General features: G+C 40.2%; 26 protein-coding genes and 1 riboswitch. Of the genes, 13 read left to right on the plus strand and 13 right to left on the minus strand.

Features of this window, described 5'->3' with window-relative positions; translation table 11 throughout:
* Position 1: 1 nt before the first annotated feature.
* The 5 genes from JOD21_RS14150 to JOD21_RS14170 all read left to right on the plus strand — a co-directional run bounded on the left by JOD21_RS14150 (position 2) and on the right by JOD21_RS14170 (position 2729).
* Positions 2-601 carry an alpha/beta hydrolase gene (locus JOD21_RS14150; RefSeq protein WP_204730244.1) on the plus strand — a complete coding sequence of 200 codons (600 nt, stop codon included), beginning with the start codon at positions 2-4 and terminating at the stop codon, positions 599-601.
* Between the two features lie 109 nt (positions 602-710).
* Complete coding sequence (locus JOD21_RS14155) at positions 711-1091, plus strand: PadR family transcriptional regulator (protein ID WP_204730245.1); 381 nt, start codon at positions 711-713, stop codon at positions 1089-1091.
* A gap of 134 nt (positions 1092-1225) precedes the next feature.
* A complete protein-coding gene (locus JOD21_RS14160; protein WP_204730246.1) occupies positions 1226-2104 on the plus strand; it encodes a CvfB family protein in 879 nt (292 codons plus the stop codon).
* Positions 2101-2523 carry a hypothetical protein gene (locus tag JOD21_RS14165; protein WP_204730247.1) on the plus strand — a complete coding sequence of 141 codons (423 nt, stop codon included), beginning with the start codon at positions 2101-2103 and terminating at the stop codon, positions 2521-2523. Before JOD21_RS14160 ends, JOD21_RS14165 begins: the two co-directional genes overlap by 4 nt.
* Before the next feature lie 14 nt (positions 2524-2537).
* The gene (locus JOD21_RS14170; RefSeq protein ID WP_204730248.1) at positions 2538-2729 is read left to right on the plus strand and encodes a hypothetical protein; all 192 of its coding nucleotides are present in this window, start codon (positions 2538-2540) and stop codon (positions 2727-2729) included.
* 190 nt (positions 2730-2919) lie between these two features.
* Here the strand turns inward: JOD21_RS14170 and speD are convergent, their stop codons facing one another.
* Positions 2920-3756 (minus strand): adenosylmethionine decarboxylase, encoded by an 837-nt coding sequence (speD, locus tag JOD21_RS14175; protein ID WP_204730249.1) that lies wholly within the window; start codon positions 3754-3756, stop codon positions 2920-2922.
* 106 nt (positions 3757-3862) lie between these two features.
* Positions 3863-4492, minus strand: a complete 630-nt coding sequence (locus tag JOD21_RS14180) for a metal-dependent hydrolase (RefSeq protein ID WP_204730250.1) — start codon at positions 4490-4492, stop codon at positions 3863-3865.
* A gap of 169 nt (positions 4493-4661) precedes the next feature.
* Between JOD21_RS14180 and JOD21_RS14185 the strand changes: the two genes are divergently transcribed.
* Complete coding sequence (locus tag JOD21_RS14185; protein ID WP_134379865.1) at positions 4662-4817, plus strand: lmo0937 family membrane protein; 156 nt, start codon at positions 4662-4664, stop codon at positions 4815-4817.
* A 38-nt stretch (positions 4818-4855) separates the two neighbouring features.
* Here the strand turns inward: JOD21_RS14185 and JOD21_RS14190 are convergent, their stop codons facing one another.
* The gene (locus JOD21_RS14190; protein WP_204730251.1) at positions 4856-5785 is read right to left on the minus strand and encodes an LCP family protein; all 930 of its coding nucleotides are present in this window, start codon (positions 5783-5785) and stop codon (positions 4856-4858) included.
* 172 nt (positions 5786-5957) lie between these two features.
* Between JOD21_RS14190 and msrA the strand changes: the two genes are divergently transcribed.
* Positions 5958-6485, plus strand: coding sequence for a peptide-methionine (S)-S-oxide reductase MsrA (msrA, locus tag JOD21_RS14195; protein WP_204730252.1), 528 nt, complete (start codon positions 5958-5960; stop codon positions 6483-6485).
* A gap of 210 nt (positions 6486-6695) precedes the next feature.
* Here msrA and queE read toward each other — a convergent pair whose 3' ends face one another.
* The 5 genes from queE to JOD21_RS14220 all read right to left on the minus strand — a co-directional run bounded on the left by queE (position 6696) and on the right by JOD21_RS14220 (position 9505).
* Positions 6696-7430 carry a 7-carboxy-7-deazaguanine synthase QueE gene (queE, locus tag JOD21_RS14200; protein ID WP_204730253.1) on the minus strand — a complete coding sequence of 245 codons (735 nt, stop codon included), beginning with the start codon at positions 7428-7430 and terminating at the stop codon, positions 6696-6698.
* Positions 7417-7860 carry a 6-carboxytetrahydropterin synthase QueD gene (queD, locus tag JOD21_RS14205; RefSeq protein ID WP_204730254.1) on the minus strand — a complete coding sequence of 148 codons (444 nt, stop codon included), beginning with the start codon at positions 7858-7860 and terminating at the stop codon, positions 7417-7419. Before queD ends, queE begins: the two co-directional genes overlap by 14 nt.
* On the minus strand, positions 7861-8514 hold the full coding sequence (gene queC, locus JOD21_RS14210; protein ID WP_204730255.1) for a 7-cyano-7-deazaguanine synthase QueC: 654 nt from the start codon (positions 8512-8514) through the stop codon (positions 7861-7863).
* Positions 8515-8599: 85 nt separating this feature from the next.
* Positions 8600-8644: riboswitch (PreQ1 riboswitch) on the minus strand.
* 74 nt (positions 8645-8718) lie between these two features.
* On the minus strand, positions 8719-8919 hold the full coding sequence (locus tag JOD21_RS14215) for a cold-inducible protein YdjO-related protein (RefSeq protein WP_204730256.1): 201 nt from the start codon (positions 8917-8919) through the stop codon (positions 8719-8721).
* Positions 8920-9205: 286 nt separating this feature from the next.
* A complete protein-coding gene (locus tag JOD21_RS14220) occupies positions 9206-9505 on the minus strand; it encodes a hypothetical protein (RefSeq protein WP_204730257.1) in 300 nt (99 codons plus the stop codon).
* Positions 9506-9651: 146 nt separating this feature from the next.
* On the opposite strand from JOD21_RS14220, the gene JOD21_RS14225 reads away from it, so the two are divergent.
* Together JOD21_RS14225 and JOD21_RS14230 are read left to right on the plus strand one after the other, a co-directional pair.
* A complete protein-coding gene (locus JOD21_RS14225; RefSeq protein ID WP_204730258.1) occupies positions 9652-9852 on the plus strand; it encodes a hypothetical protein in 201 nt (66 codons plus the stop codon).
* 93 nt (positions 9853-9945) lie between these two features.
* Positions 9946-10107 carry a hypothetical protein gene (locus JOD21_RS14230; RefSeq protein WP_204730259.1) on the plus strand — a complete coding sequence of 54 codons (162 nt, stop codon included), beginning with the start codon at positions 9946-9948 and terminating at the stop codon, positions 10105-10107.
* A gap of 36 nt (positions 10108-10143) precedes the next feature.
* Here the strand turns inward: JOD21_RS14230 and JOD21_RS14235 are convergent, their stop codons facing one another.
* The 4 genes from JOD21_RS14235 to JOD21_RS14250 all read right to left on the minus strand — a co-directional run bounded on the left by JOD21_RS14235 (position 10144) and on the right by JOD21_RS14250 (position 14387).
* Positions 10144-11013, minus strand: coding sequence for an SDR family oxidoreductase (locus JOD21_RS14235; RefSeq protein WP_204730260.1), 870 nt, complete (start codon positions 11011-11013; stop codon positions 10144-10146).
* Between the two features lie 97 nt (positions 11014-11110).
* Positions 11111-12031, minus strand: coding sequence for a homoserine kinase (gene thrB / locus JOD21_RS14240; RefSeq protein ID WP_204730261.1), 921 nt, complete (start codon positions 12029-12031; stop codon positions 11111-11113).
* Positions 12028-13089 (minus strand): threonine synthase, encoded by a 1062-nt coding sequence (gene thrC / locus JOD21_RS14245; RefSeq protein WP_204730262.1) that lies wholly within the window; start codon positions 13087-13089, stop codon positions 12028-12030. Before thrC ends, thrB begins: the two co-directional genes overlap by 4 nt.
* Positions 13089-14387 (minus strand): homoserine dehydrogenase, encoded by a 1299-nt coding sequence (locus JOD21_RS14250; RefSeq protein WP_204730263.1) that lies wholly within the window; start codon positions 14385-14387, stop codon positions 13089-13091. The genes thrC and JOD21_RS14250 overlap by 1 nt, the downstream gene beginning before the upstream one ends.
* A 214-nt stretch (positions 14388-14601) precedes the next feature.
* Between JOD21_RS14250 and JOD21_RS14255 the strand changes: the two genes are divergently transcribed.
* The 4 genes from JOD21_RS14255 (at position 14602) to JOD21_RS14270 (ending at position 17273) form a co-directional block, all read left to right on the plus strand.
* Entirely contained in the window at positions 14602-14922 is a 321-nt protein-coding gene (locus tag JOD21_RS14255) for a hypothetical protein (RefSeq protein WP_204730264.1), read from the plus strand.
* An 89-nt stretch (positions 14923-15011) separates the two neighbouring features.
* A complete protein-coding gene (locus tag JOD21_RS14260; RefSeq protein ID WP_204730265.1) occupies positions 15012-15440 on the plus strand; it encodes a hypothetical protein in 429 nt (142 codons plus the stop codon).
* Entirely contained in the window at positions 15427-15807 is a 381-nt protein-coding gene (locus JOD21_RS14265; protein WP_204730266.1) for a DUF1499 domain-containing protein, read from the plus strand. Before JOD21_RS14260 ends, JOD21_RS14265 begins: the two co-directional genes overlap by 14 nt.
* The gene (locus JOD21_RS14270) at positions 15807-17273 is read left to right on the plus strand and encodes a dihydrolipoyl dehydrogenase family protein (protein ID WP_204730267.1); all 1467 of its coding nucleotides are present in this window, start codon (positions 15807-15809) and stop codon (positions 17271-17273) included. Before JOD21_RS14265 ends, JOD21_RS14270 begins: the two co-directional genes overlap by 1 nt.
* Positions 17274-17308: 35 nt before the next feature.
* On the opposite strand, the gene JOD21_RS14275 is transcribed toward JOD21_RS14270, so the two are convergent.
* Positions 17309-18568 (minus strand): glutamate-5-semialdehyde dehydrogenase, encoded by a 1260-nt coding sequence (locus JOD21_RS14275; protein WP_275579604.1) that lies wholly within the window; start codon positions 18566-18568, stop codon positions 17309-17311.
* Position 18569: the final 1 nt, after the last annotated feature.

Genomic DNA, 18569 nt, shown 5'->3' on the forward strand with positions numbered 1-18569 from the left:
TATGCATCATATTTATCATGAAGGAAAGCCCGGAAAACCTGTATTACTCTTATTACACGGTACTGGAGGTACTGAGCAGGACCTGTTACCGATCGCTGATATGATTGATCCTGAAGCAAGTATCCTCAGTGTTAGAGGGAATGTAAGTGAAAACGGAATGCCACGCTTCTTTAAAAGGTTAAGTGAAGGTGTTTTTGATATAGAAGACCTGAAGCACAGGACACAAGAGCTGCACGAGTTTTTAAATGATGCAGCAATAAAATATTCATTTGACCGTAAAAACGTGATAGCAATCGGTTATTCCAATGGAGCAAATATCGCCGGAAGCCTGCTGTTTCATTACAGTGATTCTCTTAAAGCTGCGAGCCTGCACCATCCGATGGTTCCGTTAAGAGATAAGGAACTGCCTGACTTAAGTAAGATCAGCGTATTTATTGGAGCGGGAGAAAACGATCCGATATGTCCGCCGGAGGAAACCAAAGACTTAACGGAACTGCTTAAGGGAGCAGGGGCTCAAGTAGATACAAAATGGTACAACCGCGGGCACCAGCTCATCGAAGAAGAAGTGAGTGACGCTAAAAAGTGGTATGAATCGTTATAGTCCTGGTAAAAGCCTGCAATCATGCGGGCTTTTATTGTATAATAAAAGCAAACATATGATCGCAAGTGTTAAAAAAGGCATTTTTCACACTTGAGACAGGAGGAATTGGATGAGTAAGCATAACCCTAAAAAGTTTGCATTAAATATGAGCGCTTCACAGTTTACCAAGTTCTACATATTACATTTGTTATCCATTAGACACTCCGGTATGATCAGTGAACATTTCAAAGCGGAATTCCGAAAGATCGGCGGTAACTGGGAACCTGCCCCAAGCACGCTGTTAGACGCACTGCATGATATGGCTGAAGAAGGCCTCTTAAATAGACGCGAAGATTACAAATCCCATGAACGCAAGCGGCAGAAAGTATACTGGTATACGCTCACTGACCAGGGAAAAGACGCGTTTGAAGTGATGAAAAAGCAGTTTCTTCCGTTATTTGAAGAACAGAAGCAGATTATACAGAATATCCTGAATACAGTTTTTAAGTAGCACCGGTTCATTGCCGGTGCTTTTTTCTGAGTTCTTTCTGTTAAAAAGAATCTAACAACGCTATACTTACCTGTAACAGGACTAACATTTGTGGTACAGTTAATCAGTTATTTTAGATTTCAGGAGGCATTTATATGAGCGAGCAATCAATAGGTGGAACAGTACAAAAGTTAACAGTAGGAAGTAAAACATCATTTGGTTTTTATTTATTAAGAGGCGATGAAGAGATCCCAATCAATGATTCTGAGATCCATGAAGAAATACATGAAGGCGATACGAGAGAGTTCTTTGTATACCCTGACAGAAGAGGCAGACTGACTGCATCTACAATGATCCCGGAAATCCGGAAAGGTGTATATGGATGGGCCAAAGTCATAAAAGTAAATGATCGCGATGGAGCGGCACTTGATATCGGTATTTCACGTGAAGTAACTGTGCTGCCTGAAGATCTTCCGGCAGTTGAACACGTTTGGCCTGAAGCGGGCGATTATCTCTATATCACATTGAGAACTGATCTATCCGGTCAAATGTTCGGAAGACTTGCTACTGAAGAAGTCGTACAGGTACTGTCAGAGCGTGCTGATGAGGACCTCCATAATAAGGAACTGAAGGGAAGACCATATCGTCTGCTCAGAGTTGGAACATTTGTACTGACAGAAGAAGGCTATCGCTGCTTTGTACATGAAAGTGAAAGAAAAAGCGAGCCGAGACTTGGGCAGGATATCACTGTACGAATTATTGGTGTAAAAGACGATGGCACTTTAAACGGTTCATTACTTCCCCGTAAACAGGATAAGATGGATGAAGATTCAGAAGTGGTTTTTGATTATCTGCTCAGCCGTGGGGGGACTATGCCATTTGGAGATAAAAGTACACCTGATGAAATTAAAATGATTTTTAATATGAGTAAAGGATCTTTCAAACGTGCACTCGGAAGACTTTATAAAGAAAAGAAAATCATTCAAAAAGATGGTGAAACGCATCTCGTTCAGCATAACGGAGATCAAAAATGATGAAGCTGGATCTGACAAAAGAACAATACCGTGAACTTCTCAGAGCGGTTTACCTTGCAGATATGGTCAAGCATTCTATGAAAGAAACAAAAGATCACAGCAAGTCTTTTATTGATGCTGAACAGAAGCTTTATTCAAATTATCAGACATTTGAATGTGATGACCTGATCGAGCAGCATGATGGGGTGTTCATGCCATCGCTTACAATGGAGTCTGAGGAATCAGTACATCTTAGAAATTATGAAAATGCAATACTCGAGGACCAAATCGCAGCGGTTCTTGCAAGGAATGATCTTGAAAAAGAAATTAAGAGCGGAAATGTGTCTGAAGACAATGCAATTGAAACGTTAATTGAACTGGAAGAGAAATACCATCAGCTTATACAGGGAAAAGGATTATCTGCGCTTACTGTTAAGTAAAGGGGGAAATGCTATTGATGAAGGTACAGCCGGCAATGATTGCACTAAACCTTATTTTTGCGGTATTTTTCGCAGTGTGGAGCATAAGAAGATTTCTGGAAAGTGATTTTGCTTTAGGTTTATTTCTAATTTTCATCAGCTCAGTAAATGGTTTTATTGCTTTGCGCAGATATAAGATCGCACGAATGCATGAAGAAACAAAATAAAAAGTGTCTACGCACTTTTTATTTTTTCTATTTTGTCTCACTATTAATAGTAAACTTAAGATATGAGACATGATAATCTGTTTTTAGTTAACTTCCTATAATATATATTATGTAAACTAGAAAATTAAAATAAAATGTACAATGTGAAACATCTCCCCTCTATGCAGAAAAATAACCCGCAAATCGCGGGTTATTCATTTCTGGACGGATCTCTCGGATGCGCACGCATATTTTTACCATAAAAGATTTCATCCATTTCTATTTTAAGTTTATCAGTAATATCTGAAGCTTCATCTTGAGTTAATGAATCTTTTTTATAACCGAATAAATAGTTATTCAGATCAAAATCTTTCAGTTTACACTTCGTATGAAAAATATTTTCAGGATATACATTTACATCAATCATGTCATAATCTTCTTTAATACCGGCTGGGATAAAGTTTTGAATTGAATTAATGTCATGATCAATAAACAGTTTATGACCATCAACGTCACGTGTGAAGCCGCGTACTCTATAGTCCATTGTCATAATATCAGTGTCAAATGAATGAATCAGGTAATTCAGTGCTTTTAATGGCGAAATTTCACCGCATGTTGATACATCAATGTCAGCTCTGAACGTACTGATCCCTTCGTGAGGATGGTATTCAGGATACGTATGGACAGTAATATGACTTTTATCTAAGTGCAGTGCTGCTGTTGATGGCAGCGGCCCTGGAGATTCCTCAAAGTTTTCAGTGGGCACTTCAACGATCGGCCCTTCTGAAACCAGAATGGTCACACTGGCTCCCTGTGGTACATAATCCTGTTTAGCTACGTTCAATACGTGTGCACCTATAATATCTGCTACATTTGTGAGTATTTTTGTCAGTCTGTCTGCGTTATATTGTTCGTCAATATAGGCAATGTATGCTTCTCTTTCCTCTTTTGACTTTGTATAGCATACATCATACATATTAAAGCTCAGTGACTTCGTTAAATTGTTAAATTCATGCAATTGTATTCTTTTTTCCTGTGATAGTGTCATAATCAAACTCCTTTTAACATGCGAGTATTAATGTTCATACCCAAAGCACTTCAATCTGAAACGGTTTATGGTAACAGTTTACCACTGCTTACCACTTTAATAAACGTTAAAACTCCTTGCTGTAAAACGGAAGCAGCCATTTGACCCCTTTCTTATTAAAGGGAAGCATCTTCATATCGAGTAATAAATGACTCAGATAAGCCAGTGCGCAGACTGCAGTGACCCCTTCTATATGCAGCCTTACTTCCAGTGTATGCGCAATATATGTAAATACCAGCAGACCGGCAGCAGAGTGTGTCAGCCCTCTGTGAGGCAGCAATGAACTGGCGATAGTAAACAATCCGAAGTAAATAAGCCAGTACTCTGTGTAAAACCATCCAAGCAATCCTACTGTCAGTCCGGAAAGCATCACCATAAATCGCTGCTTAATTAAATATCTTGGTGCAATGATTAATGTCAGCGCGGTAATGATTCCTCCTGCTTTAAATAGCCCTGATAATGAAATCAGGCTGTATATTCCAATTAACACACCAATTGCAGACAGTGTATACCAAAGCCATTTGCGATGTAGGGAAATCCTGTTCGATAACCTCCCGTTTGTATCGAGATCCGGCGCAAGTGCTGCTGTACTGCCGAGCAGCATAGCAAGTCCGGTTACTGCAGGCTCCATATTATAATAAACAGCAGTTCCGAGTCCGATTGCTGTGCCAACAAGCGCGTGTGATGCACCCTTCATAACGTTTCATCCTTTTCTCTGTCTCAGTATCAATCCATTATACCGAACATATGATCTCACTGCCATAAAACCGCATATTTTAATTATTTTTTCACATAATGGATTAGCAGAGCACTCTCAGGGTAAATAATGATTGTAAACGATTAACATATGAAAGGGGTGACAGCACATGATGAGAATATTATGGTGGATTATCGTTATTTTGATTGTAGTATGGCTTGTTGGACTGCTATTGGATATCGCAGGTGGTATTATACATGTTTTAATTATTATCGCAGTCATCTTAATCATCTACAACCTCATTACCGGCAGGAAAAAGTTATAGATAAAAACGCAGTGCCTGTAAGGTGGCACTGCGTTTTTCTATTGTAGAAAGTTCTTAATAGCTTCCTGATTTGCTGCCCAGTCCAGTTCGAGCACTGCACCTGCGCCTTCATATCTTGGCGTTGAGTACGTGCCTTCAACGGGAACTGTTAATCTCTCAACTTCTACTCCACCACTAAAGAGTACGCTTGAGAACAATTTTAATTTTGCTGTCTCTGACAGACTGGTTTCAAGATATGGCTGAACGGAGCCGATCGTTTTAGGTGCTCTTGTGATTGAAGATACGCTGAGAGAATGGTCAATCAGCGCTTCAATGACCTGCTGCTGACGGTCGACTCTTCCAAAGTCACCCTCACTGTCGGCTCTGAATCTTGCATAACCCAAAAGCTCCTGACCGTTTAATTGCTGTTCTCCAGCTTCTAAAGACACACCAATTTTCTCAGACATTGCTTTTTCGACATTGATCGGAACACCATCTGGCGCGATCGTATCTACAGCCGTTTCAAACGCTTTAAAATCTACGATCATATAATCATGAATGGGAATATCAAAATTAGTATCAATCGTCTTTCTTAAAAGTTCCGGACCATCGAGGTAAAAAGCTGTATTTAATTTATATGGACCGTAACCCGGAATTTCTGCATAGATGTCTCGCATCAAAGAGACAAGTTTAATTGTATCCGTTTCATGATCCCACTGCGCAATCATCATTGTATCAGATCTTGACTGTTCTTCTCCTCTGCTGTCTACACCGATTAATAAAATATTCCTCTTTCCATTGTCAGGTGTAGAACGTTCAAACTCTTCACCCTGGTGCATCGCTTGAGCAGAACCTTGTGCTGACTGGTAGCCTAACCAATATTGGCTGCCTGCATAACCTGCAACAGCAAGAAAGGATATGATCAATAATGTAAGAAAAACTCTGCCTTTTCTAAGTTTCTTTTTTCTTCTATTCACTCTTGTTTCCATAATGCCTCCTAAGTGCCTTCACACTTACTAACTTTAAAGTATACATAATTAGACGTTTTGAGTGACCGTCCGTTACACTGTAAACCCTCTTTTTATAAAAATCAAACCATATTTCGGGAAAATCAGATAATAGAATGGTAAAATGAATTATTCATTATTGGAGGTTTTATAGATGAAATTAGAAAAAGCAACTTTTGCAGGCGGATGTTTCTGGTGCATGGTTAAGCCATTTGATCAGTTTGACGGAATTGAAAAAGTCGTTTCAGGATATACGGGTGGACATGTAGAAAACCCATCATATGAAGATGTAAAATCCGGAACTTCCGGACATCGGGAAGCTGTACAGATTACATTTGATCCGGACGTTTTTTCTTATGATCAATTGCTAGAGATTTACTGGCAGCAGGTTGACCCGACTGATGATGAAGGTCAGTTTCAGGACCGCGGAGAATCATATCGTGCGACCATCTTTTATCATAACGAGGATCAGAAAGATAAAGCAGAAAAATCCAAAAAAAAACTGGCTGAATCAGGACTTTTTAAAAAACCTGTCATTACACCAATTGAGCCTGCTTCTGTATTTTATGAAGCTGAAGAGTATCATCAGGATTTTTATAAAAAAGACCCGGATGCATATAAAGAAGACAGATCGCAATCTGGCAGAGATGAGTTCATTGAAGCCCACTGGGATCGTAAATAAAAAAGTGAAGGCGTCTAATGCGCCTTCACTTTTTTTGCAGTTATATAAGAAAATTAACTACTAAAGAATCAAAAACAAACCATAGCCCTGTTATAATGCCGGCGAGTGATAAAAACAAAATTACGACATTACGGTCAGCGTGTTGCTTCTTCATTTGTAAAAAGAATAAAGAACTGAAAACAATCAACAGTATCAAACCTGTCAACATCACTACACCCCTCTTTTATTCCCCCACACATACGTGTGAAGCTGAGGCAATACGCGTACCTGGTTCAGTCTGCTATTTTCCATCACTTTATCAATCAGCCACTCGTATCGTGCAATCAGGTTTGGTATTAGACGTTCGTCTTTTTCCTCATGCACCTGATCATTACCCGTCTGAAGATAAAATGGAACTTTCGGATATCTTGTATGCAGATCTTCTGCAAATTTTAAATCCTCTTCATCAAAAATCACAACTTTCAGAGAATGATCATACTGACTTTTACTGAGTTTTTCAATAATGTCATCCAGGATACCCATATTCGGCTTCATTCCGGAACTAGGCGGTTTTGGTGAAAGCGTAAGATCATCAATATCCATAAACCAGTCCTGCCAGATGCTCCCTTGAGTTTCAAGCGCAACCCTTATGCCTTCAGAGTGGAGGAGATCAACAAGTTCAGAAAGATTTCTCAATAGAGCAGGATTACCTCCTGAGATTGTCACATGTTCGAATAAGTTTCCTCCTGCAGTCTTTAACTCATCCAGAATTTCTTCTGCAGTCAAACGCCGGATCTCATCCTTTGCACTTCCATCCCAGGTAAATGCAGAGTCACACCAGGAGCAGCTGTAATCACATCCTGCAGTTCTGACAAACATTGTTTTCTGTCCTATGACCATTCCTTCACCCTGCACGGTAGGACCAAAGATCTCGAGTACCGGAAACTTTTTTTTAGCTTTTTCCATGACGATTCCCCTTTGGCCGGTAGAGCACATAGCTTGTTGGTGTCTCACGTAAAAACACCTGAAGGCAGGTCGGCTTGTTATCGGTTTGTTCTAGATGCTGTTCAATAATCTCCCAGATTGATCTTGCTACAACTTCTGTTGTAGGGAAGTAATCCGGGTCAACTTGTGAAAAAAGTTGGTCATCGTTCAAAAGAGAATGATCAAAACGGTCATGGATCAGCTCTTTAATTTTCTTGAAGTTAATTAAAAACCCGGCATGGTCGAGCTCATCACCGGCCACTGTAATATTGACATAATACGTGTGACCATGAACATGACGGCATTTCCCTGCGTCTTCTGAAGGAATAGCGTGTGCAGCAGAGAAATGAAAATCTTTATTTAATTCATATGAAAAATTGTGTGCGGGAGCGGGATAGATTTGCTGCATCATTTAAGACCCCTCCCTTTCACTTAAATATTCATTCATCCCTTTAAGGCGTAACTTGCATGCCGGGCATTCACCGCAGCCGTCTCCTTTTACACCGTTATAACAGGTAATTGTACGGTTTCTGATAAAATCGAATTGTTCCAGTTGATCTGCAAGTGCCCATGTCTCTTTCTTATCGAGCCACATTAAAGGCGTATGGAAAACAAAGTCTTTATCCATTGATAGATTAACTGAGACATTGAGTGATTTCACAAATGCATCCCGGCAATCAGGATAGCCACTGAAATCTGTCTCACAAACGCCGGTCACAATATGCTTTGCATCTCGCTGGTGTGCCAGAACGGATGCAAAGGATAAGAACATCAGATTTCTTCCCGGAACAAATGTGGAAGGTAATTCCCCTTCTTTTTCAACGATTTCCTCATCACGGGTTAAAGCTGATGGAGAAAGCTGGTTAAGCAGGCTCATATCGAGAATATGATGCCTGATACCGAGATCGGATGCAATTTCTTTAGCAGCTTCGATCTCTGTAGCATGCCTTTGACCATAGGAAAACGTCACAGCCTCAACTGAATCAAAATTTTTCATTGCCCAAAATAAGCAGGTGGTACTATCTTGTCCACCACTGAAAACCACTATTGCTTTATTTTTATTCATAAAAAAAGCTCCTCTCCTTTTCATGCTGTTCATGAAAGAAGTAAGAGTGTTCACGAGTTCACTAAAAAAGCAGGTTTCCCCTGCATGTGTCCTAGTTTTTTATAGAGGGATGGTCGCGAACCTCTTTACCTATTCATACTGTATTATAAGTGTACCACACGTACGTACCTCTTAAAAGCCGCAAGCGTACTTGCGGCTCAGCTATTAAAAACTTTGAGGGTTTGGTACGACTTCAATATTTCTGCTTCCTTTTACCATTTCACTGCCACAGATTGGGCATTTATGATCTTCCTGCCCTCTTACAGAGAAATTGTCACGCATCCATACATTGCAGCTTTCAGATGAACATTCCCATACGTCAGTCTGTTCTTTCTGAATTTCTTCAGTCGGTTTTCTTTGAAACATCACTGATTGTCCCCCTTAGGTTACAAAATCGGTTTTATCTGGTTACAGATAAAAAGGGATCTTGTAATGTTTTATCTTACAGTATATCATTATACATTTACTATTATACACTATTTTTTGATTCTTTGCTTGAACCTCAATTAAACGATTTTCTCTATAAAAAAAAGACTGGACAATTTTTCATGTCTCAGTCTTTTTTAAAACAAATTATAGCCTATGGTCAGAATGATGCCATCTGGCGCTATATTATTTTTCATTTTAATTTATACATACAATATGTCTTTGATTATTCTGGAGTACCCGGCCGAGGCGGCTTGCCTTCCTGATCTTCCTGCTGTTCATTATAGTATTGAACTGAAGTCTGAGCACCTTCAGACATCATTTTATCATCTTCATGAGAATAATCAGATGATTTCTCGCCTGTCTTATAATTGTCATAAGATTTTTTTGCGTCATCTACCATCTGGCTTACTCTAACTTTTGAATCTTCAAAAGCTGCTTTTGCTTTATCTCTGTTTTCTTTTTTCTTAAAATATGCAGCACCTGCTGCACCTAACCCTAGTAATGCAAAACGTTTAAGTCCCATGATAAAAACCTCCTATTTAATCATATTTTATTTATTACCTTCTTTTTAGATTTTAAAACATTTTTTATTCGGAGTTGCTACTAAGTAAGTTTTGTTGTTGAAAATAAAGGGAATTGTTAAAGTACAATGTTTAAGGAGGTGTCATCATGGCTGAAAATAAGAAACACCATGACCAGCCTGATCGCGTTAAAAGTAATAAGGAGAATATTTTAGATAAACATGAAGATGAGAAGCACACTGATCCTGTCCCGGTAGAAGATCAGAAAATTGATCAGAAAAATGAGAAAAAGAAACGTAATACACAGTCTGACTCCTCTTCTGAAGGTCTGCTTGATACAGAAAAATGACCTTTGTATAAATAAACTGAATTGTGTTAAACTACAAATGTAGTATTCCTCTAGTCAATTGATGAACATATTTTTCATGGAGGTGTCTTAACTATGAAGCGAAACCGAGATGAACTTTTAAGAGTCGATCAGCCGGAGGAAACAGTACACGTAGAAGCAGATCAGTTACTTTTAACAGGCTTGCGTGAAGATGAGGTCCAGGAAATTTATGAATACCGTGATGATGGTTGGGAATATGTAGACGAAGAATATTAAGAAATCGCCTCAGTCAGTGACTGAGGCGATTTTATGTTAACTTGATACGAATGTTCCCCCATTGATATGAATAGTCTGACCTGTCATGTATGAGCTGTCATTTGACGCAAGCAATACATATGCAGGCGCAAGTTCTGCAGGTTGACCAGGTCTTTCCTGCGGGTTTTCAGCTCCAAACTCAGCCACCTTGTCACTCTCAAACGTTGAAGGGATTAATGGTGTCCAGATTGGTCCTGGGGCAACTGCATTTACTCTGATCTTCTTTTTAGTAAGAGATTTAGCCAGAGACCTAGTAAAACTTGTAATTGCACCTTTTGTTGCCGAATAATCAATTAACTGCTCATTGCCGGCATACGCGGTAACAGAACTCGTATTAATAATACAGCTGCCCTCTTTTAAATGAGGTAATGCTGCTTTCACCAGATGAAACATTGAGAAAATGTTTGTTTTAAATGTTTTTTCAAGCTGCACAGCTGAAATGTCTTCAATTGAATACTGCGGATGCTGTTCCGCTGCATTATTAACCAGGATATCAAGTCCTGCAAATTCTTTTACGGTTGAAGAAATGGCCAGTTTGCAGAACTCTTCATTTCCAACGTCGCCGCTCAATATCAGGCACTTTGCTCCATACGCCTGTACTTCTTCTTTTGTTTTTTTCGCATCATCATGTTCATCAAGATAAACAATTGCTACATTAGCACCTTCTTTTGCATAGGCAATTGCAGCTGCTTTTCCTATGCCGCTGTCACCACCTGTTATTAGTGCCGTTTTTCCTTCAAGCTTGCCGCTACCTTTATAATTCTTGTCATCATGAATTGGTTCAGGATTCATAGCAGGAATCTCACCGGGCTGCTTTTCCTGATGCTGGGCCGGCTGACCATTTTTCTGTACTTTTGAAAACTCCATTATATCTACTCCTTTTCCATCATTCTCTATCATCTTCTAGTACATGTATTAACCAAAAAGCTCCAGCTGAAACCTCTTGCCAAATGAAAACCGCCTGTTACACTGACAGGCGGTTTGATTGATGTTCAGTTATAAATGTCCCCTGATTAACGGGTTTTAACGTTAATAATTGATAGCTGCTATATTTTTCAGATAATCGATCAACTACTTCAGTCAGTTGAGTATCCTCTGTGAAAATTGAAATACACGGACCTGCTCCACTGATTGTTACAGCAAATGCTCCTGCGTCACACGCATCCTTTTTTATATCAGCCAGGTCGGGAAAAAAGTCTTCTCTGAAAGGTTCATGAAAAGCGTCTTTCATCATAACCTGTCCAGCTTTTTTGAAGTCTTTGACTGCAAAAGCGGCAACCATCACATTAGCCGCTGCACTTGATAACACAGCATCTCTATATGGCAGATGATCGGGAAGTACACCGCGGGATTTTTTTGTTTCAAGCTCAGCATCAGGAGCCATAATCACAACAGAAAATCCCCCGACAGGAATAGATACAGTTGTCACTTCACCATTAGCAAACCTTGAAACAGTCAGCCCTCCTGCGATAGAAGCAGAGACATTATCCGGGTGTCCTTCTATATGTGAAGCTAGTCTGATCTGTTCATCCCCTGTTAAGCTGAGATCCATCAGCCTGTTTGCAATTGATACGCCGGCTGATATAGCTGCGGCACTGCTTCCTAACCCTTTGGACAATGGGATATCAGAACTGATAGATAGAGCAGCATATGGACACTCTATCCCTACAGCAGCCGCAACTTTATTAATCGTCTTTAAGATCAGGTTTGACTGATCAGTTGGAAGATCCTGAAAGTCTTCCTGCTCATACGACACGTTCCATTGATGATCCGGTTGTACATCAATTTTTTGATAGATCGGGAGTGCAAGACCAATAGAATCAAAACCCGGTCCCAGATTTGCAGTCGAAGCAGGTGTTTTTACTGTAAAAGGTGAGAAAGTCACAACTTCACTTCCCCTTTCAACTCATTTCTAAGCGCTTCAATATCAGGTTTAATAACAAGCGGTTCGAGGTCAGAAACGTTAATAGCAGTTTCGGGATCTTTTAAACCGTTACCTGTCAGAACAGCAGTGATAGTTGAACCTTTTTCTATTTCTCCTGCTTCAAGGCGTTTCATAATTGAAGCAATCGGTGCACAGGATGCTGGTTCTGCAAATACACCTTCACGTTTTGCAATTAATTGATAAGCCTTTAGAATCTCTTCATCAGTAACCTCTAATATATGACCATTTGACTCTTCTAATGCATTCAATGCGAGCTGCCAGCTTGCCGGATGTCCGATGCGGATTGCTGTAGCTACAGTTTCAGGTTTGTCGAATACGCGTCCATGCACGATCGGAGCCGCTCCGGAAGCCTGGGCACCTAGAAGTTTTGGTTTGCTGCCCCCGTGCTTTGCATGATACTCACTGAATCCCTTCCAGTAAGCTGAGATATTACCTGCATTACCAACCGGCAGCGCAAGAATATCCGGAGCCTGTCCTAACTGATCAATCAGTTCAAGCGCAGCAGTTTTCTGCCCTTCAAGTCTATATGGATTTACTGAATTAACTAAAGTAATATCCTCTTCTTCACTGATTTTTCTTACAAGATTCAGAGCTTCATCGAAATTTCCTTCAATTGAAATGATTTCAGCACCGTACATACGTGCCTGAGCCAGTTTTCCAAGGGCGATTTTTCCTTCTGGTATAACAACAATCGTTCTCAAGCCCGCTCTCGCTCCATATGCTGCTGCAGCTGCTGAAGTATTACCTGTAGAAGCACAGATGATCGCTTTACTTCCTTCTTCTTTTGCTTTAGCTACAGCCATTACCATTCCCCGGTCTTTAAAAGACCCGGTAGGATTTGTCCCTTCAGTCTTTACATATAAGTTAATACCCCATTCTTCAGAAAGGTTTTCCATAAAGATCAATGGAGTATTTCCTTCATTCAGGCTCAGCTTTGGTGTCTGGTCTGTTACAGGGAGCCATTCTTTATATTGTTCAATTAATCCAAGCCATCTCATTAACGGTCTCCCCCTTCCACTCTATATTGACTGATGATGTTTTTCACAACATCAGACTGTTTCAATTCTTCTACAATTTTATGATGATTTTTTCTTGAGACAGGATGAGTAATTAAGATAACCTCAGCTTCTCCTTCCTGTTCCCCGGGACGCTGAATAATTGAACTTAAGCTCGCTTCGTACTTGCCATAGATATCAGTGAGTGCTGAAAATACTCCGATCTTATCCTTTACAAGTAAGCGGTGAAAGAACTGTGCATGCTGCTGGTCTTCCTGCTTAATTTTCCGTTCATTTACATAATCAATATGTCGTGCTCCTGCAACACCGAGTAAAATGTTACGGCACGCAGCAATGACATCTGATACGACTGAAGTAGCTGTAGGCATTGATCCGGCACCCGGTCCATAGAACATCGTTTCTCCTACTGCATCTCCATAAACATACACAGCGTTATATTCATTCCTGACTGCAGCAAGCGGATGGGATGATTTCAGGAAGACAGGTTCTACTGCAACATCTACGCCTTCTTCATCCTTCTCGGCAAATCCGAGCATTTTCACGCTGTATCCGAATTGTTCAGCAAGTGACATATCTTCAGCTGTAATATTCGTCATGCCGGTTACTTCGACATCATCGAGATATACTTCCATTGAAAAAGCCAGCGTAGCAAGGATCGCCATTTTTCGTGCAGCGTCGAGCCCTTCTACATCTGAAGTAGGATCACTTTCAGCAAATCCGAGAGCCTGTGCTTCTTTCAGTGCATCTTCATAACTCCAGCCTTCTTCTTTCATTTTTGTAAGAATATAGTTTGTTGTGCCATTTACGATACCCATTATAGTAGAAATGCGGTCTGATGCCAGTCCATCTTCAAGTGTTCGGATAATCGGAATTCCACCTGCAACACTTGCTTCATAATAAAGATCTGCATGATGTTCTTCAGCTAACTTCAATAAAGAGTGGCCATGCAGTGCCATCAGATCTTTATTGGCAGTGATGACCGCTTTACCTGCCCTGAGTGATTGCTCGATCGCCTGATGCGCTTCTTCAATACCACCCATCACTTCGACAATGACTTTGATTGATTCATCATTAACTACATCATCTACGACGGTTGTCAGTTCACTGCCATTAGTATCAATATCACGGTATTTTTCAGGGTCTCTTACTGCAATTTTCTTTATTTTCACGTCAGCTCCCAGCTTCTGAGACAGCTGTTTTTCATTTTCTTTGATGATCGTTGCGACCCCGCTGCCGACTGTTCCGAATCCAAGCATTCCTACATTAATTTGTTTCTCCATAAATAAGCACCTGCTTTCAATACATTGTACGAGATAAAAAGACATTTGTTTTTGATATACGGACAATTATAGCTGTGAGATCAGGAGCTGACAACCCATTAATCTGAACTTTTTCACTAATCTGATAAGCAAACGCTTACATCTGTCACTTTACTGTGGAAGACAGCACTTTAATGTGAGAAACTAGTAAAAGAATCGTCTGGGAGTGAACAAGTTGATCAAATTTTTGAATCTGTCAATTACAGCAATCAGTATCCTATTAGTTAATGTAGTTCTTATGTTCATATTGAATGCCGGTTTTATTGAAGTGTCTTTTTTTGCAGGAATTCTGAGTATCGTTGTCATCAGGTTCTTTACTTCACCCGGTAATTACGCTAAGGCGAACCGTCAGCCTACTCAGTCATCTTTAACGACTGTTCAGTTTGGAGATAAAACAAAATATCTTTATCCGAAATTAATCGAAGGAACCAGCCTTGTCTATACTGCACTCTCACTTGCAGCAATATTTGTGGCATACTATGAATATTTAATATGACAAAAACAGCACATTAGGTAGTGTGCTGTTTTTGTTTGATTCTTACAGGGTATAGCAGGTTAGAAGCGCACGCGAGGAGGCACAAAATAATGGTCAATGACCCATGGTTCATGGCTGTACTCGACACAAGGCCGAGCAACTATGAAGGATATCGTTACAGCGTCTGCTTTATCAATCAGTCTGATAGTAAAATCGACCAGCTTTCTTATACTGTTTCAGGACAGATAGAAGCATATCATCAGCCAATCACAGCTGAAGAGACAAGAGCACTTGGTGAATTAAACCCTAAGTATGTAGTAGAAATTGAACATGTCCCAAAAAACGGTTTTATAGGGGATTTAACCTATACATTTGAAATTAAAAGTGGTCCTCGAAAAGAGCTTTTGCGTTTTCATATTCCAAAACATTTAAATGGGGCTGCATTTTCAATCTATGACCTGCCGATCGTTCATCAGAGAGGCTATTTCTTTTTAGGTCAACATTATAATACAAGGAGAGAGACAAATGAACCTGAATGACAGATTAGAAAGCGGAAAGCTTTTACCTCTGAAAGATAAACCAAACAATGTATCAACGCAGACAGATCATGACGATAAACGGATGGAGCCCTTCCCTTACAGAGGCTCAAAAGAAGAATCAAAAAAGAGAATTAAATCCATTCTTGAATCAATGAACAACATCGTTATTAAGAATGAGAATGATCACATGGTCTATGCGATTGCAACCTCATCATTTTTCAAGTTTAAGGATGACATTGATTTTCTGTTTTCAGATGAAGAAAAGGTGATTCACTACCGTTCAGCTTCACGTGTGGGCTATTCAGATATGGGCGTTAATAAAAAGCGGATGAACACCATTCGCGAATTGTATATGGAGGAGATTTGATGGAAAGGTATCAGGCAGTCATTATAGGAGGAGGGTCTGCAGGAATGACTGCAGCTTCCGGTATGGCATCACTCGGCGCAAAAGTAGCATTAATTGAAAAAAGAGATTCACTCGGAGGAGACTGCCTTCACTTTGGGTGTGTCCCGTCTAAAGCTTTAATTAAAACAGCCAATATGAGTCATGATATGTATGAAGCAGCTGATCTGCTTGGACTGTCAATCAGCGGTGAGTTAAGCTTTGAAAAAGTAAAGCAGCGCATTGATAACGCAAGAGACACCATACAGTCTCACGACAGAAGTGACCGGTTTACTGAACTTGGAGCTGACGTATATTTCGGGGAAGCTTCTTTTGAGTCAGACCATATCATTAATATTGATAATGAAACATCCATTTATGCAGATAAAGTAGTCATCGCAACCGGATCAAAACCTGTTATTCCACCTATTGACGGGATTGAGACAGTTCCTTATGTCACAAATGAATCGATTTTTGAGTTACCTTCCCTGCCAGGTAAGCTCGGCGTTATTGGAGGTGGTACAGTTGGACTTGAAATGGCTCAGGCATTTTCAAGACTCGGCTCTGAGGTCACTGTTTTTGAAGGAGCAGATAAGTTGTTTTCAAAGGAAGATCAGGATATTTCGAGGTTCATGGAAAATGAAATATCAAAAGAACTTGAAATAAAATTAAATGCGAAAGTTATCACCGCAGCCTACCAGAGTGAAAAATCCGTTCTTACAGTAGAACAAAAGGGTCAGAAAACAGATTACGAATTTGATGTGATCCTGGTTGCTGCCGGGAGAAAACCTGCGATCGATTCTCTTAACCTCGAAAATGCAGGAGTTGAAAAAGTAAAAGGTTTTATTCATACTGATGCCACCTTCAGAACTTCCAGACCGCATATTTTTGCTGTTGGGGATACAATTAATACACTTCCATTCACACATGCTGCCGGTGAAGAGGCAAAAACAGTTGTATCTAACGTGTTATTCGGCCTAAGGAACAAGCTTGACCACAGCAATACACCATGGGTAACCTTTACTGTTCCTGAAGTATTTCATCTGGGTATGACAGAACAGGAAGCAAAAGATCAGAATATCGATTATAAAGTTTTCAGAGCTCATCTGAATAAAGTTGACCGTTTTATTACAGCACACGAAACTAGAGGTTTTGTAAAATTTATTACTGATAAAAAGGGCTATATTCTAGGGGCTCACGCTGCAGGTACAGATGCGGGTGAATGGATGCAGCTCGCTGTATTTGCGAAGAAGAATAAGATGAAAGTCGGTACATTGTCCAGAATGGTTTATACCTATCCTGTTAAAGCCGGTGCAGTCCAAAAAGCCGCTGATGTATACTGGAGAGAAAAGCTCTTTGATGGACCGGTTCCTAAGCTGACGAAAAAGCTGTTTGAACTGAAATACAAGTTGACGAATTCGGGGAAACAGGAAGAACAATACGAGCATTAAAAAAAGCAGCCGCTGTGGCTGCTTTTTTATTTGTATTACCGGATCTGACCGTTACCTGTCATCACATATTTAATTGTTGTTAATGCCGGCAGCCCCATTGGTCCACGTGCATGGAGCTTCTGAGTAGATATGCCGATCTCTGCGCCGAATCCAAGGGCACTTCCATCAGTGAAACGTGTAGATGCATTCTGATAAATTGCTGCAGCATCCACCATGCCTTTAAATCGCTTAGCTGTTTCCTCATTCTCAGTAACAATGGCTTCAGAATGCTTTGTGCCATACTCATCGATATGAGCAATTGCTTCGTCTACATCTGAAACGATTTTCATCGCGATATCAAGACTTAAAAATTCATTCGCCCACTGGTCATGCTCAGCTTTTTTGGCACCAGGTACAGCTGAAACAGCTGCATCATCACCATATACACTGATCTGATTTTCTTTTAACGTATCAATGATTAAATCCTGATTAGCTTTAAAAAATGATTCATGAATAATCACTGTTTCTGCTGCATTACATACTGCAGGTCTGTCAGTCTTCGCATTCACTAAAATTGCCATTGCTTTTTTAGCATCCGCATCCTTATCAATATAAATGTGGCAGTTCCCTACTCCTGTTTCAAGTACAGGGACTGTCGCATTATTCACGACTGCTGAGATCAGTTTCCCGCCTCCGCGTGGAATTAATACATCAATGTGTGCCTTCATTGTAAACAGCTCTTCAGTAGCTGAACGATCAGTGCTGTCGATAAATTGAACAGCATCAGAAGAAATTTCAGTTTCATCAAGTGCTTTTTTCATTACGCTGACAATCTGACGGTTTGAATTGATTGCAGAAGAACCGCCTTTTAACACAATTGCATTACCTGATTTAAGTGCCAGACCTGTTGCATCAGCAGTTACATTTGGACGGGCTTCATAAATCATTCCGATCACTCCAAGCGGCACTCGTATGGTTTGAACATTCAGTCCGTTTTCAAGCGTCCACTCATCTGTAACTTCACCTGAAGGATCTTCAAGCTTAGCTACCTGGCGCAGCCCTTCAGCAAAATCTTTTACACGATTCTCATCGAGTGCAAGACGGTCCATATAAGCTGCATCATAGCCTGCTTCACGCCCATTAGAAAGGTCTTTTTCATTTGCTTCTTGAATTGCCGCTGTATGATTTTCAAGATGGTCTGCAATTGTGAGAAGCGCTTTATTTTTTGTTTCAGTAGATAGTAGTCCAAGTTCTTTAGATGCTTTCTGAGCTGCCTGTGCCTGTTGTTTTACATTCACTTTTGTCATTGTAGTCATC

This window comes from Jeotgalibacillus terrae (genome assembly GCF_016908195.1).
In the GTDB taxonomy this organism is placed as follows: Bacteria; Bacillota; Bacilli; order Bacillales; family Jeotgalibacillaceae; genus Jeotgalibacillus; species Jeotgalibacillus terrae.